This window comes from Sinorhizobium meliloti, assembly GCF_017876815.1.
Taxonomy (GTDB): Bacteria; Pseudomonadota; Alphaproteobacteria; order Rhizobiales; family Rhizobiaceae; genus Sinorhizobium; species Sinorhizobium meliloti.
On record NZ_JAGIOS010000002.1, the window covers coordinates 498113 to 512481 of the forward strand.

A 14369-nucleotide genomic window follows, 5' to 3' on the forward strand; every position below is an offset into this window, starting at 1 on the left:
TGCAAATCCGACGGAATCACAACTGGCTGAAATCACTCAATTCTTTTTGAGGCAGCCTCTTAGGAACTCGTCGCGTCCATAGTGATGAACGACCGCTTCGGTGACCAGCGCTCCGAGGCGCGTCATTCGGTCGCCGAGCCATCGCGGCACGCGGCCGCCATGCAGCGGGAGATCCGCGTTGCCTGCTCTTTGAGCCATAGTATTTCCATTCGTCATCCCGGCCGACAGGGCGCGTCGCCATCCGGAGTCGCGTCGGTCGCGTCGATCCACTTAACATAGTGGAATTTAGAGCACGAAGCGAAAAACGCAGAACATGAGGGCGCGTTGTACGCGACGAAGCCTTGAGATCGAGTTGCGATCCTAAGACGACGACGCCGCGGATCGAAGGCAATCCGCCAGCCGGAGGCGATGGGAGCACCACAGTGCGAGCGCGATGAGCCTTCGCACTGCAGCCCGCCTCCTCCGGCGGCCGCCTTCGATCACGACCCTCCAATATGCCGTCGCCTGCCTAGCCGACGAACATCTGGCGCAACCGAGCAAACAGGCCTGGCTGTTTCTCTACAAGCATTGCGCGGATGTGGCGGGCGGCCGTCGATGCGCTGACCGTCGCGCCGAAATGGCAATAGCAGATGACCTTATGTAATTGCTCGTCGCTCAGCTCGAAGAACCGCCTGGCTTCACCGTAGCTGTCGTTCTCCATCCCGGCAGTCCGGAGGACCGGATCCTCGAAGGCGACGGAGATCGGCGAACCGTCGCCGCGCATGGCCGCGCGGACTCTCGCTGGCTGATACTCTGTCTCGTGCAGCGTCGAAAGGCGTCTGTGAGGGTCCCGTTCCAGGAGTTCCGCCCAACGCTCAAGGCGCTCCTTGCGCGATAACGTCCGTCGCGGCAGGTCCTGCTTGACCTCGGCGACGCCCTGTAACTGCTCGATTGCTTGGTGCTTCATTGCGACCTCCTACTCTAACGATAGTTGGTCCCCCAATTTCCACCTCGTAGGCCTGATCAGCGTGACTCCAACCGGTCGGGAAGTCCAATCACGAAAATAGATCATGCCAAATTTGGCGCATGACGTTGCCCGCCGCGGCGGTCGTCACCCCTTGACGGCGCCGGACGTCAACCCCGCCACGATCTTGCGCTGGAAGATCAGGACGAGAACGAGCAGCGGCAGCGTCACCGTGACGGACGCGGCCATGATCTGGCCGAACGGATATTCATAGCGGCTGCTGCCTGTCAGAAGGCCGATCGCTACCGGAACCGTCCGGTTCTCGTCGGTCAGGATGAAGGTGAGCGCAAAGAGGAATTCGTTCCATGCAAGGATGAACGACAGCAGACCGGTGCTGGCAATCGCAGGCCCCATCAGCGGCAGCAGCACGTGGGTGAGGATGCGCAGGCGCGAACAGCCGTCGATGAGCGCCGCCTCCTCCAATTCGTTCGGCAGGTCACGGATGAAGCTCGTCAGGATCCATGTCGTAAAGGGCAAAGTGAGAATGAGATAGGAGACGATCAGCGCCGACGGCCGATTGTAGAGCCCGAGCCATCCGATCACCTCGAACATTCCCGAAAGCACCACCACTTGCGGAAAGACCGAGATCATGAGAACGGCGATCAGAACGATGCGGCCCGGCGGGAAATGCAGCCGGCCGAGCGCGTAAGCCGCAAGAATGCCGATGACAAGGGAGACCGCCGTACTGACAAGCGCGACCACGCCGGAATTGACGAGCGCGCCCATGAATACCGGATTGTCGAACAATTGCCTGTAGTTGCTGAAATCGAGCGCCGGCAGCAGAGTGAACTGGTAAAGCGCCTGCCCCGTCTTGGTCGAGGAGACGATCGCCCAGTAATAGGGAAACAGCATGTAGACGAGGACGGCCGCCACGCCGGCATAGAGTCCGGCCGTCTTTACGCGGCGCAAGGTCCGGTAAGTCGCGTTCGAATAGCGCCTCGTGGTGCCTGCGCTCACCGTCATCGATAGCCCCCTCAGCCTGTCGCCCGATCGAGGCGCAAAAGCCCGACGATGACGATAGCGATCAGTCCGATGATCATGAACACCCAGGTGGAAGCAGCGGCTCCAAGGCCGAGGTCCTGAAAGCTGATGAGCTGGTCGCGCGCATAGATCGACATCGTCATCGTGTTTTCGTTGTTGGCCGCAAGCACGTAGCTCAGATCGAACATGCGGAGCGCATCGAGCGTGCGGAAGAGTATCGCGACACCGATCGCCGGCGTCGCGAGCGGCAAGGTTATAGACCAGAAGCGTTTCCACTGCGGCACGCCGGAAACGTCGGCTGCCTCGTAGATTTCCTCGGGGATCAGTTGCAGGCCGGCGAGAATGAGGAGCACCATGAACGGCGTCGTCACCCAGACATCGATAAAGATCACCGTCCCGAGGATCAGCGAAGGATCGGCTGTCCAAGCGACGCCCTTTTCGACGAGTCCCAACGCGACCAGGAGCTTGTTGATCAGGCCGAACTGATCGTTGAGCATCCATTCCCAGATCCGGGCCGAGACGACCATCGGCATCGCCCAGGGAATGAGGATCGCCGCCCGCACGATGCCGCGGCCGAGAAAAGCGCGGTGCAGGAGCAAGGCGATCGCAAGTCCGAGAAGCGTCTCCAACCCGACGGATACGAGCGTGAAGACGAGCGTGTTCCTGACCGCGCCCCAGAACACCGGATCTTCGGCGACTTCCACGAAGTTCTCGATACCCACGAAGCCGTAGTCCGAAGGGGCGTCGAGATAAGCGTCGGTGAAGGAGAAGAAAATGCTGCGGGCGAGCGGCCATATCGCCACGGCCATCAGCGTCAGCAGCAACGGGAGCAGGAATATCCATGCGGTGCGGCGTTGCTGCCGCTCCATCCGGCGGGCGGCGTTCACGACGAGGCTCCAAGGGCCAATGAAACGCTCGCGCGGTGATCGATGCGCCGGCCATCCTCTCCGAAGAGGTAGAGACTTTCCGGTTGCCAGCTCAGGCCGACGGGGTCCCCGGGGGCTATTTGCGGTGGACTTCCCGTTGAACGAACCGTCCAGACCAGCGTCTCGGTGAGCCGCACATAGCAGACATATTCATAGCCGAGGTCCTCCATGCGCTCGAAGGTCCCGCGGATCGCACCTTTCGTTTCGGCACCGACAAGCTTCAAAGCCTCCGGCCGCAAGCCGATTTCCGCAGGCCTTCCTTCGGCCGCGACGTACTCTGCGGCGTAGGCGAAGCCGCCGGCTCCCCTCAGAACCGTAGCCGCGGGGGCGGTCGCTTCGAGCGGGGCGAAATTCATTCTAGGGCTGCCGAGAAAGCCGGCAACGAAGCGATTTTCCGGCCGGTCGTAAAGCTCGCGCGGCCGCCCCACCTGCTCGATCTGCCCGTGGTTGAGAATGACTATCCGATCGGCGAGCGTCATCGCTTCCGTCTGGTCGTGGGTGACATAGATCATCGTCGTCTTGACGTCGGCGTGCAGCTTGGCGATCTCGAAGCGCATTTCCATGCGCAGGTCCGCGTCGAGATTGGAAAGCGGCTCGTCGAAGAGGAAGACTTCCGGTTGGCCGACCAGCGCACGGCCGATCGCCACGCGTTGCCGCTGACCGCCGGAAAGCTGGCGCGGCCGACGCTCGAGCAGGTGACCGATCTTCAGCATGTCCGCGACCCTGGCGACACGGTGACGGATTTCATCCTTGCCGAGCCGCGCCGTTTCCAACGCAAAGCCGATGTTTCGCGCCACATTCATATGCGGGTAGAGCGCGTATGACTGGAAGACGAAGGCAAGCCCACGTTTGGACGCCGGCACGTCCGTCACCTGGTCGCCGCCGATAAACACGTCGCCACCGGAAACCGGCACGAGGCCGGCGATCAGTCGCAGAAGCGTCGACTTTCCGCAACCGGATGGGCCGACGAAGACGACGAACTCGCCGTCCTCGATCTCGAGATCGATGGAGCGGATCACGTCATAGGTGCCGAAGGTCTTGCTGACATTCTTCAGGGAGACCGAAGCCATTCCATTCCCTTCCAGGCCTTTCGCGGCAGCGCGTCCAACGCAGCCGGTTCGATGAGGCGCCCCCGGCCCGGCCGAGGGCGCAGCTCTCGTCATTTCGCCTTCACGTCTCGCTCGAGGCGGCGCTCGAGGTCGGCGAGCTCCTTGGCGACATCGTCCTTGCCGGAGATGATGTCGTGAACGGCCCGGTAGAAGGTGCGGGAAACACGGTTATAGTTCTTGCCTGTCGCAGCCGACGGACGTGCGACCGATTCCTCGAAGGCGGTCTTCGCCATGCCGAGGAACGGGATCTTCGCCAGCACATCGGCGTCCTCGTAGAGCGCCTCGACGGTCGGATTGTAGCCGCCTTCGATCGCACGCATCTTCTGGTCTTCCGCGCCGACCATATAGCGCAGCAGCTCCGCTGCAAGCTCCGGCTTCTTGGAATATTTTGAGACGCCGAGATAGGCCGTGCCGAGCGCGCCGCTCGACTTCTGCCCTTCTGCGCCGACGGGAAGCGGGCTCACTCCGACCTTACCAACGAGCTTGCCACCCTCGGCCTGCGACGTTCCCCAGACATAGGGCCAGTTGCGGTGGAATACGGCATTACCGCTCTCGAAGAGGGCGCGTGAGTTTTCCTCGTCATAGTTCAAGACCCCCTCGGGCGAGATCGTACCGATCCAGCCGCGGGCACGGGTGAGCGCCGCCTCCGTCTGCGGATTGTTGATCGTCACCTCACCGTCGCCGGAAAGAATGGTGCCGCCGCCAGCGGAAGCGATCCACTCCAGAGCATCGCAGGTCAGGCCTTCATAGCTCCTGCCCTGCCAGGAATAGCCCCAGATGTCCGGGCTGCCGGCCTTGCGCTCCGCGTCCTGGATCTCCTTGGCTGTCGCCGTCAGCTCGTCCCAGGTCTTCGGCGGCTGCTTGCCGTATTTCTCCAGAAGGTCCTTGCGATAGAACATGAGGCCCGTATCGATGTAGAAGGGCATCGACAGGAGCTTGCCGTCGAGGCGCGCCGCATCCGCGGCAGAGGCGAAATGCGCCGTCACCTCGTTCTCGGGTACGAGAGAGGTCAGATCGAGGAGATGATCCTTGAACATGCCGAGCCAGATGACGTCGATATAGAGGACGTCCATGTCGGACGACTGGGCCGCGAACAATTGCTGATAGATCGGAATGGCGTCGTCGAGGTTCTGCGGCATCCGGTTGAGCTTCACCTCGTGCCCGGTGTCTTTCGTCCATTTCTGGACGGCCTTCTCGCACAGTTCGTAGTCGGTCGCCGAACAGAACATCGACACGGTGTCCGCCTTTGCCGGAAAGGCCGATGCGACGGCAAAAACGGTCATGCCTGCGAGTGTTTTCAACATATGCTTCATGTTCGTTCCCTCATTTGTTCTCTTGTGAACGCAAGCTATATCGCGGCCTCCCGCCGCCGATATTTCGTCAGATCCTCTTTGAAAGGCAGGTTGCGGCCGCCATATCCCGTCACCGCCAGCGAGCCGCAGATCACGCCGAGCTCGATCGCGCCGCCGATGTCGGGCTCGGTCAGAAGCCCGTGAACGAAGCCGGCGTTGAAACAGTCGCCTGCGCCCGTGGTATCGAAGACCTCGACGGCAAGCGCCGGCACACGGGTCGTCCGGCCCTTGGAGAAAGCAATCGCTCCATCCGCTCCGCACTTAACCACGACGGTCGGGCAGAAGCGGGCGATCGACGATAGCGCACGCTCCACTTCCTCCTCGCCCGTCAGCGCCTTCGCTTCCGATGCGTTCGGCAGAAAGACGTCGATCAGTCCCAGCATCTCCTCCATTCCGGGCGTCGAGAGACGATAGTCGACATGCTGGCAGTCGGAACATACGGTGATCCCGAGTTCGCGCGCGGCCTCGATCAGCCGCCGTCTTTCAGCGTCGAGCGAGAACCCCTGCAGAAGCAGTATGCGCGGCCTGATCCGCGCCAGATCCTCCGGCGTCGGCAAGGGATCCGGCTCTTCGGCATAGCTGATGAAGCCGCGGTCATGCACGAAAGAAAAGGCTGCACTCACGCGGCGCAGCGGCCTGTCGAGATGGATGAAGAGGCGATCGTCGATATTCTCGCGGCGGGCTTCCTCGAGGATCATGCGACTGAAGATATCGTTGCCGAACTGGCACCACCAGCCGGCACTCGTTCCAAGCCGCGCGAATGCCAGCGCCGTCGAATAGGCCGCACCCGGCACCCACTCGAATTCCTCCGCCCAGAGATCGGCGCTGATCTTCGGCACCTCCGGGAGGCCACGGAAGATCAGGTCGAAGTAGTATTCTCCGACCACCATCACGTCATGGCGCGAACCGGGGCCGGGGCCGTTCACGACCATTCCCCTGCGAATTCCGCGTGTGCCGCCAGATATTCATCGACCAGTGGCACGGCGCGCGAATAGGAAAGCACAAGAGGGTGAGCCATGAGCGCCTGGACCGCAAGATCGCGGCTGCGTTCCCTGATGGCCCGCACGGCCAGCCGTTCGTAGCGCTTCACATTGTGGACGATCTGCGACTGCGCTTCCGGCATCGCACCGATCTTCAGCGGCCGGATACCTTCCCCATCGACCACGCAGCTCACCTCGACGACATCGTCGTCCCGCAAGCCTTCGATGGCGCCTTCGTTGCGCACGTTGAGACCGGTGTAGCAGGGTTTGCCAGTCTCAAGCGCATCGACCAGATTGAGCGCGACGCCGGCATAGCCCTCGCCCTCCTCTCCCGTCTGCGCGGCGGCAAGGCCTTCGACCAGCCGGTCGGCCTCTTCCATGCTGGGGGCGTCCGTCAGCGCATAATGCATATAGGTGGCGTTGCGACGCCGCTCGTAGGCGTAATAGGCGGCGAGCGCCGCCTCCGCGTCGGCATTCAAATCCATCGCGCTAAGCCGGGTGATCAGCGCTGCGTTCAGGTCCTTGACCTCCTCGCCGCGCGTGCGCGCATCGGCCTTGAGCGCTTCGACCGCCTTCTCCGCATAATAGTAATAGTAGAGATATTCGTTGATCCAGTTGCGCTGGCTTCTGATGAGGCTCGCATCGAACATGCGCTGCGAGGTGGAGCGAAGAAAGCCGTCGTCATCGAGCAGAGGCTGAAGGACTTCCTTGCCATCAATCGTCGCGCGCCTTGTAAAGGACAGATGATTGAGCCCATAGACCTCGCAGCGCACGTCGTTCTGCTGCACCTTGTGCCAGTGCGCCAGCGCCTCCTGCGCACCGTTCGCCCCATCACAGATGCCGACGGTGCGATGATAGCCTTCGTTCTGCAGGGCCTGAGTCACGAGTCCCGCCGGATTGGTGAAGTTGAACAGCCACGCATCGGGACTGACCTTCTTCAGGATCTCGGCATATTTCAGGATGACCGGAATGCTGCGAAGCGCCATGGCAAAGCCGCCCGGACCGGTGGTTTCCTGACCAAGCACCCCATGGGCAAGCGCAATGCGCTCGTCCTTGATACGCCCATCCTCGTTGCCGGGGCGAACCGTCGTCACGACATAGCACGCGCCGTCGAGCGCGCGTTCGGCGTCCGCCGCCATGCTGATCCGGACCGGGGACTGCATGCGCCGCGCCAGTTCCTGGCTTATACGCCCGAAAAGCCCGAGTTTGCGCTCGTTGATGTCCTGCAGGCAGATCTCGGTCAGGCCGCTTCTCTCCGCGCGCCTGAGCGCCGAACCGACAAAAAGGGGTGCCCGGACTCCGCCGCCGCCGATCAAGGTCAGTTTCATTCTTTACTCCGCCGTTCCGATCGTGGTATCGCTACTGGATATAGCCAGTTATGTCAATTCGAGACCGAGCCGTTTTCCCGGTTTCCACTGCCGATCGCCGGCGTAGTCAGCGGCGCCTGCCGGCGATCCGAAAAGCGGCTTGGCCCTTGTCTTCGGTCGGGCAGGGTGCAATGCAAAGGAACATCCGGAAACCGGCGGCTGAAACAAGAGAGCATGGCACGACAAGCAAACCTACCGGACGAAAGCCCGATCGATCGCAACCATCCGGATGCGCTTTACGCACAGCTGCGAAACCTTCTGAGAGGCATGATCGAGCGGCGCGAGCTGGCAGTGAACGATAAGCTCCCTTCCGAGCGGGAACTGGTGGCCGCCTATGGCGTCAGCCGCATCACCGTGCGCCAGGCGATCAAGGAACTCGAAAATCTCGGCTACCTGCAGACGCGGCCCGGAAAGGGCATCTACGTGACCGCGCCCGCCCCGTTTTACGAACTGGAAGTCGTTCGCAGCTTTACCCAGACGGCCCATGCAAACAATCGCAAGCCCGGCATGCGGCTCCTCAAGGCGGAGATTGTCCGGGCCGAAACGGAGGTCGCAAGACCGCTTTCGCTGCCGACCGGCGCCGAAGTGGTCTTTTTGGAGAGGCTGCGCCTTCTCGACGATCTACCGGTGGTCGTGCAGCGGGATTGGTTCTCCGCCTCGCTCGCGCCCGGCATTCTCGACATCGACTGGATGGTCGAGAACAGGTCGCTTTACGGCGAATTCGAGAACCGCTACGGCATCGTACCCACGCGCGGACAATCGACCTTGAGCGCGAGGCTAGCATCCGACCTCGAGGCGTCCCTGCTCCAACTCGAGCGGCCGGCGGCCGTCCTGACGCTCGATCAGATCGCCTATGACAATCACAACCGTACCGTGAATATCAGCGCGGCAGCCTATCATCCGACCCGCTATCCGCTTTCGCTGAGGCAGTCGCACCGGCGCTTCTAGAGCAGTTCAGAAACGTGTGTAGCGGTTTTCCTCCGGAAGTGCGTAGTTCAAAGCGTTAGGGAGTTCCGGGAAACGTCTAATACCGCCCTCCCGCCAGCCTCAGTCTTCCCGGAAGGCATGCCGCATCTGGTCGGTAAGGGGCTTGGTCAGATAGGAGATTACCGTCCGGTCGGCGATCTTGATGAACACCTCGGCCGGCATGCCGGGATAGAGCGAAAGGCCCTTCAGCTTGGCGAGGCTCTCCGCTTTCGGCCGGATGCGCAGCGGGTAGTAGCTGGCGCCGGTGCGCTCGTCGGTGACGAGATCAGGAGCGACGGTCACGACTTCGGCTTCGACCTCCGGCGTGGTGCGCTGGTTGAAGGCGCTGAAGCGGATTTCGACCGTCTGGCCGACACGGATCTGGTCGATGTCATGGGTCGCTACCTTCGCCTCGACCGTCAAGTCCTCGGCCTCGGGCACGACAAGCATCAGCGTTTCGCCCGGATTGATGACGCCGTTGACCGTATGGGTCGCCAGTTGGTAAATGCGCCCGGAAAGCGGTGCGGTAATGTCGAGGCGGCGCAGCTGGTCGGTCGCGGCGGTGCGGCGCTCCTCATATTCCGCGATCTTCGCCTCGACGTCCGTCAGTTCCTTCGATATCTCGCTGCGCCGGTCCTCGTCCAGTTGCAGGATCTGCAGGTCGATCTCGCTCGACTTGCCGCGGGCCTGGGCCCGGGCGGCGATGTGCCTGCCGCGTCCACCCTCGAGCTCCGCCCGCTGGCGCTTCAGCGTCGTTACCCGCTGCATCGGCACGAGCCCTTGGCCGAAAAGCGAATCGACCCCGGTCAGTTCCTCCGCAATCAGCTTCAGCGCCTCCTCGATCGCGTTCAACTGCACCGTGAGCCCCTCGACCTCATCCGCGAGCTGCGCCTTTCTCGAATCGAGCTGTCCCTTCATGCCCGAGAGCGCCGACCGGCGGCTCGCAAAGAGCCGCTTTTCGCCCTCTATGAGCTTCGCCGCCGCCGTGCCGGGGATGAACTCGGCAAGATCCTCTTCGATTTCGAAGGATGCGGCGCCGATCCGCTCGGCCTGCAGCCGAGCGCGTCGGGCGTAAAACTGCGCCAGCGTGCTTTCGATGATCGCCAGATTGGCGCGCACGGTCGTACCGTCCAGACGGATCAGCACCTGGCCCGCCTCGACGCGATCGCCTTCCTTGACCAGGAGTTCGCCGACGATGCCGCCGGTCAGATGCTGGACTTTCTTGACGTTGTCGTCGACGATCACGACACCGCCGGCGACGATGGCGCTCGACAGCTCCGTCGTCGCGGCCCAGCCGCCGACACCGGCGACGAGGGCAAGCGCAAGGACCGAGACGCCGATCAAATGGCGGGAGAGCGACCGGCGTGCAGTCGGCTTCTGCTGCTGGAGCCATCCTTTCATTGCTTCGCCTCCTGCCCCTCTGCAACGACTTTCAAGGCATTCTGTCGCTCCACCTGTTGCGGGCGAAGTACCTGGCCGAGAACTTGCTCCTTCGCCCCGAAGGCCTGCATGCGGCCCTCGTTCATCATCAGCACGAGATCGACGCTTGCGAGCGCACTCGGCCGATGGGCGACGACGATAACGATGCCGCCGCGGCTGCGCACGCTCATGATCGCTTCGCTGAGCGCCTGCTCGCCCTCCGCATCGAGATTGGAATTCGGCTCGTCGAGAACGACGAGGAAGGGATCGCCGTAAAGGGCTCTCGCCAGAGCCACCCGTTGACGCTGGCCGGCCGACAGCGTCATGCCGCCATCGCCGATCTCGGTGTCATAGCCGTTCGGCAGGCGCAGGATCAGGTCGTTGACGCGCGCCGCCTTGGCGGCGGCGACGATCGCCTCCGATGTCGCATCTTCGGCAAAGCGGCAGATGTTCTGCGCGATCGTCCCGGCGAACAGTTCCACGTCCTGTGGCAGGTATCCGACATGTTTGCCGAGCGCGTCGCTGTCCCACTGGTCGAGCGCCGCGCCGTCGAGCCGAACGGAACCGCGATAGGCGGGCCAGATGCCGAGGATGGCGCGCGCCAAGGACGATTTTCCCGAGGCACTCGGGCCGATGACGCCGACGGCGCCGCCTGCACGGACGGTGAAGTTCACATCAGAGACGATGAGGCGCTGTGCCGCGGGCGGACCGCTTGCCAGCCCCTCGACCGTAAGGCGTTCGCGCGGGTCCGGAAGCTGGAGCGGCGCATCGGCCTCAGGCAGGGCTTTGAGCAATTCCTTGAGACGCTGCCAGCTCTGACGCGCGGCGACAAGACCGCGCCAGTTGCCGATCGCAAGTTCCACGGGTGCAAGAGCCCGGGCCGTGAGGATCGAGCCGGCGATGATGATGCCGGGCGAAGCCTCGCCCCGGATCACCAGAACGGCGCCGGCCGCCAGAACGCCGGATTGCAGCGCCATGCGGAAGACCTTCGACAACGCGCCGTAGCCGTTGCCGATGTCGGACGTCCGCCGGTTCTCGTCGCGGAACTCCGTATTGCGCCGCTCCCACAGCGCGGTGAGCCGCGCGGACATGCCCATGGCATGCACTACTTCGGCATTGCGCTGGGAGGCCTGAGCGAAGACGTTGCGCAGCCCTCCGGCTTCGGACGCTTTCTTGGCAGGCGCCTGCGTGCCGCGGTTGGTGAGATAGGTGAGCAACGTCAGGATCAACCCGCCGATGATCGCGATCAATCCGATGACCGGGTGAAAGAGAAAACAAATCGCGATGTAGAAAGGTAGCCAGGGCAGGTCGAAGAGCGCCGCCGGGCCGACACCCGACAGGAACGACCGGACCTGATCGAAGTCGCGCAGCGCCTGGAGGCCGTCTCCCTGCATTCTGAGCTTCAACGGCGCCTTTACCATGGCGCGGTAAATGCGTCCGTTCAGGCTCTCGTCGAGCGCGCCGGCGATGCGCACCAGCATCCGCCCGCGGATGAGCTCGAAGGCTCCCTGAAAGGCATAAAGCAGCAACGCGAGAAGAGAGAGCGCAATCAACGATGGAATGCTGCGGCTCGGCAGGATCCGATCGTAGACTTCGAGCATGAAGAACGAACCGGTGAGATAGAGAAGATTGACGAGCGCGCTGGCGACACCGACGCCGATAAAGGCCGCCCGGCAATCGCGAAGCGCGGCGGCTGGATCGGCATTCCTGCCCTTGGATGTAGCCATGAACTCAGGCACCGGCTGATATCTCGCTATCGGGTTTCAGGTACATACGGCCCTTCTCTCTTGCTGCGCCGCCGAACACCGGAGATCGGCCATCCGCATCGACGCTTTTTGTCGCACTGTCTGGATCGTGCCGGCTCATACTTCGAAAGCTCGCAAGGAAAAGTTGTTCCCCGAAATACAATGATGTACGCCAAACTTGCTTAATTGACTACCGATCAATGCGAATCCCGCGCTTTGCCGCCGGCAGTCGGCGCCATCACTCCATCGAAGCAGCGGCCTCGGCCAGAGGGGTGGACTCGGTCGGAGGCGCAGGCTCGTCGGCCGCTGCCAGAGGGCTTCCCTCGATGCTGCCGCCCCTTCCCCATGTCCCGGCAAGGCTCATCAGTTCCTCCATTTCCCGCCGGAGCCGATGCCATGCCAGGATGTCGTCCGCGTGCGTCGCATTGGTGCGCGGATCATAGAAGTGGTCTATCTCGTCGCCGGCGCTCCTGCGGGCGGCCTCGAGGCGCCCCTTCAAGGCGCCCGACTCCTCTTTCAGCAAAAAATACCGCCGCATTACCGCAATCAGGGCAAGATCGTTCCGACTGGCGTTCACAAGCATTCCTCCGCATAATTTCTTCTGCCCAACGGCGCAGGGGCTCGCGGCCGGCAGGGCCGGCCCCAATTGCCCAAGACTTTGGCACTTTTCCGGCAAGACAGGAGAAAATGCGACGCACGAAGAAGAACGACCCGGCGGAATTTCCGCCGGGTCGTTCCTTGTCCTGATGAGACCTTTCGGCCGGATGGGTCCGGTGACCAGGGCTTGGCTCAGGCCTCGACGCGCCTGCGCCCGCGCGTGTCGTCCTCCACCTGCTCCATTTCCCGCCTGTTGTGCCGGATCGAAGACCAGAGCGAAAGACCTATGAGGCCTGCCCCGCCGAGGCCGGTAATGACTTCGGGAATGTGGATCAGCGTTTGGAAGTACATGACCACGGAAAGGATCAGGATAGCGTAGAAGGCGCCGTGCTCCAGGTAGCGGTATTCACTGAGCGTGCCCTTCTCGACCAGCATGATCGTCATGGAGCGGACATACATCGCCCCGATGCCGAGTCCGATGGCGATGATGAAAAGGTTCTGGGTCAAAGCGAAAGCGCCGATGACCCCGTCGAAGGAGAAGCTGGCGTCGAGCACTTCCAGATAAAGGAAGGCCCCGAAGCCCCCCTTCGCCGCAGCGCTCATCGTCTGCTGCGAGGCGTCGAGCAGACCGCCGACCACCTCGACCGCCAGGAAGGTGAGGAGGCCGTAAACGCAGGCATGAACGAAGATCACGGCTTCTTCCGCTTCGAGCAGCCTCGAAAAGCCGAGTATGAGCGCAAGCACGAAGGCAATCTCGACGCCCTTGATGGTCGCAAAGCGTGCCATCCGGCTCTCCAGCCATGCGATCCAGTGCACGTCCTTCTCATGATCGAAGAAGTAGGTGAGACCGACCATCATCAGGAACGTGCCGCCGAATGCGGCGATCGGCAGATGCGCCTCGTGCATGATCCGGGAATATTCCTCGGGCCGGGCCGCGGCGAGAATCACGGCATCGATCGGACCGATACCCGCGGCGATGACCACGATCAGCAGCGGAAAGACGATGCGCATGCCGAAAACGGCGATGAGGATGCCCCAGGTCAGGAAGCGTTGCTGCCAGACGGGAGTCATGTCCTTGAGCTTGTTGGCATTGACGATGGCGTTGTCGAAGGACAACGAGATTTCCAGAACGGCAAGGACGGTGCAGATGAAGAACACCGTCATCATTCCGCCGATGGTGCCGGTCGACTGCCAGCCGAGCCACCCGCCAAGCAGAAGCCCGGCAGCCGTAACGATGAACGCCCATTTGAAATAACCGAGGGCGGTTGTCTGTGCGCTGGATCCAGTCATGGGCGAACCTCCCCTCCACGCGCTGTGGTAGCGTTGGCGAAAGGGAGATTTCCGGAGACAAAAAAACGCACGGCCGTATGGGCACATGCGTGAGGCATGAGATCAGTTTTCATGGTAGCTATATCCGCCGGCGTGACTTGCTGGCGGTACCGACATCACGAGAGCGCCGTAAACTCTCGCCAGAGGGGCCCGGCACCAATGTTCATCCCGCATTCCGATGTCCAAGAGCGGGACGCCTCTTACTTAGCGATGCCGCGCCTTGCGTCAAGGGGCAGCCGCCTGCTTGCGGCGGAACCAAAAGCCCTTCTCCCAAGTTTCATTTCCAACCGGCAACAACCCGCGAGGCTAGGCGTCATGCATTGTTTCTGGTGGGATAAGAGTGTCGAATTGGAACTGGGAACCGAGGGCAAATATCGCGACGTGAAAAGCACGCGCGAGGCCGTAGAATGCCTGCTGCAGCGGTGGCCGCGCCGGGATGGACCGGCGCTGGCCGCAGCCAAGCGCGTATGCCTTCAGGCTCTGGATGGCAAGGTAAAGACCGAAAGAGCCCGCAGGGCCTTTATAAAGGCAGCGGAAGAGGCACATATTTCGATCCGCAGCCATTAGACCAAGACAATTTTAGGTTCAAACGCGT

13 protein-coding genes and 1 pseudogene are annotated in these 14369 nt (G+C 62.3%); 2 read left to right on the forward strand and 12 right to left on the reverse strand.

All coding sequences use genetic code 11. The features are described from left to right. Positions 1-57: 57 nt before the first annotated feature. From JOH52_RS21235 to JOH52_RS21270, 8 genes and pseudogenes are all read right to left on the reverse strand, one after another. A pseudogene (locus JOH52_RS21235) lies at positions 58-198 on the reverse strand (DUF763 domain-containing protein); the annotation flags it as partial. Positions 199-508: 310 nt separating this feature from the next. Further along, positions 509-946 (reverse strand): hypothetical protein, encoded by a 438-nt coding sequence (locus JOH52_RS21240; RefSeq protein ID WP_003526251.1) that lies wholly within the window; start codon positions 944-946, stop codon positions 509-511. 144 nt (positions 947-1090) lie between these two features. Continuing rightward, on the reverse strand, positions 1091-1966 hold the full coding sequence (locus JOH52_RS21245; RefSeq protein ID WP_088203780.1) for a carbohydrate ABC transporter permease: 876 nt from the start codon (positions 1964-1966) through the stop codon (positions 1091-1093). 11 nt (positions 1967-1977) lie between these two features. Further along, complete coding sequence (locus tag JOH52_RS21250) at positions 1978-2871, reverse strand: carbohydrate ABC transporter permease (protein WP_010976104.1); 894 nt, start codon at positions 2869-2871, stop codon at positions 1978-1980. Next, positions 2868-3980: an ABC transporter ATP-binding protein gene (locus tag JOH52_RS21255; protein WP_015008163.1), complete on the reverse strand. Its 1113-nt coding sequence runs from the start codon at positions 3978-3980 to the stop codon at positions 2868-2870. Before JOH52_RS21255 ends, JOH52_RS21250 begins: the two co-directional genes overlap by 4 nt. An 89-nt stretch (positions 3981-4069) precedes the next feature. Next, the gene (locus tag JOH52_RS21260; protein WP_013850425.1) at positions 4070-5332 is read right to left on the reverse strand and encodes an ABC transporter substrate-binding protein; all 1263 of its coding nucleotides are present in this window, start codon (positions 5330-5332) and stop codon (positions 4070-4072) included. A gap of 35 nt (positions 5333-5367) precedes the next feature. Beyond that, positions 5368-6303 carry a carbohydrate kinase family protein gene (locus JOH52_RS21265; RefSeq protein ID WP_013850424.1) on the reverse strand — a complete coding sequence of 312 codons (936 nt, stop codon included), beginning with the start codon at positions 6301-6303 and terminating at the stop codon, positions 5368-5370. Beyond that, positions 6294-7679, reverse strand: coding sequence for a 6-phospho-beta-glucosidase (locus JOH52_RS21270; RefSeq protein ID WP_015008162.1), 1386 nt, complete (start codon positions 7677-7679; stop codon positions 6294-6296). Before JOH52_RS21270 ends, JOH52_RS21265 begins: the two co-directional genes overlap by 10 nt. A gap of 213 nt (positions 7680-7892) precedes the next feature. On the opposite strand from JOH52_RS21270, the gene JOH52_RS21275 reads away from it, so the two are divergent. Beyond that, positions 7893-8666, forward strand: a complete 774-nt coding sequence (locus JOH52_RS21275; protein WP_013850422.1) for a GntR family transcriptional regulator — start codon at positions 7893-7895, stop codon at positions 8664-8666. Between the two features lie 99 nt (positions 8667-8765). On the opposite strand, the gene JOH52_RS21280 is transcribed toward JOH52_RS21275, so the two are convergent. The 4 genes from JOH52_RS21280 to JOH52_RS21295 all read right to left on the reverse strand — a co-directional run bounded on the left by JOH52_RS21280 (position 8766) and on the right by JOH52_RS21295 (position 13735). Further along, entirely contained in the window at positions 8766-10085 is a 1320-nt protein-coding gene (locus JOH52_RS21280) for an HlyD family type I secretion periplasmic adaptor subunit (protein ID WP_013850421.1), read from the reverse strand. Continuing rightward, positions 10082-11830 (reverse strand): type I secretion system permease/ATPase, encoded by a 1749-nt coding sequence (locus tag JOH52_RS21285; protein WP_013850420.1) that lies wholly within the window; start codon positions 11828-11830, stop codon positions 10082-10084. Before JOH52_RS21285 ends, JOH52_RS21280 begins: the two co-directional genes overlap by 4 nt. A gap of 256 nt (positions 11831-12086) precedes the next feature. After that, complete coding sequence (locus JOH52_RS21290; RefSeq protein WP_127522902.1) at positions 12087-12431, reverse strand: hypothetical protein; 345 nt, start codon at positions 12429-12431, stop codon at positions 12087-12089. A 206-nt stretch (positions 12432-12637) separates the two neighbouring features. Further along, complete coding sequence (locus JOH52_RS21295) at positions 12638-13735, reverse strand: DUF475 domain-containing protein (RefSeq protein WP_013850418.1); 1098 nt, start codon at positions 13733-13735, stop codon at positions 12638-12640. A 354-nt stretch (positions 13736-14089) separates the two neighbouring features. Between JOH52_RS21295 and JOH52_RS36175 the strand changes: the two genes are divergently transcribed. Further along, positions 14090-14341, forward strand: a complete 252-nt coding sequence (locus tag JOH52_RS36175) for a DUF982 domain-containing protein (protein ID WP_013850417.1) — start codon at positions 14090-14092, stop codon at positions 14339-14341. Positions 14342-14369: the final 28 nt, after the last annotated feature.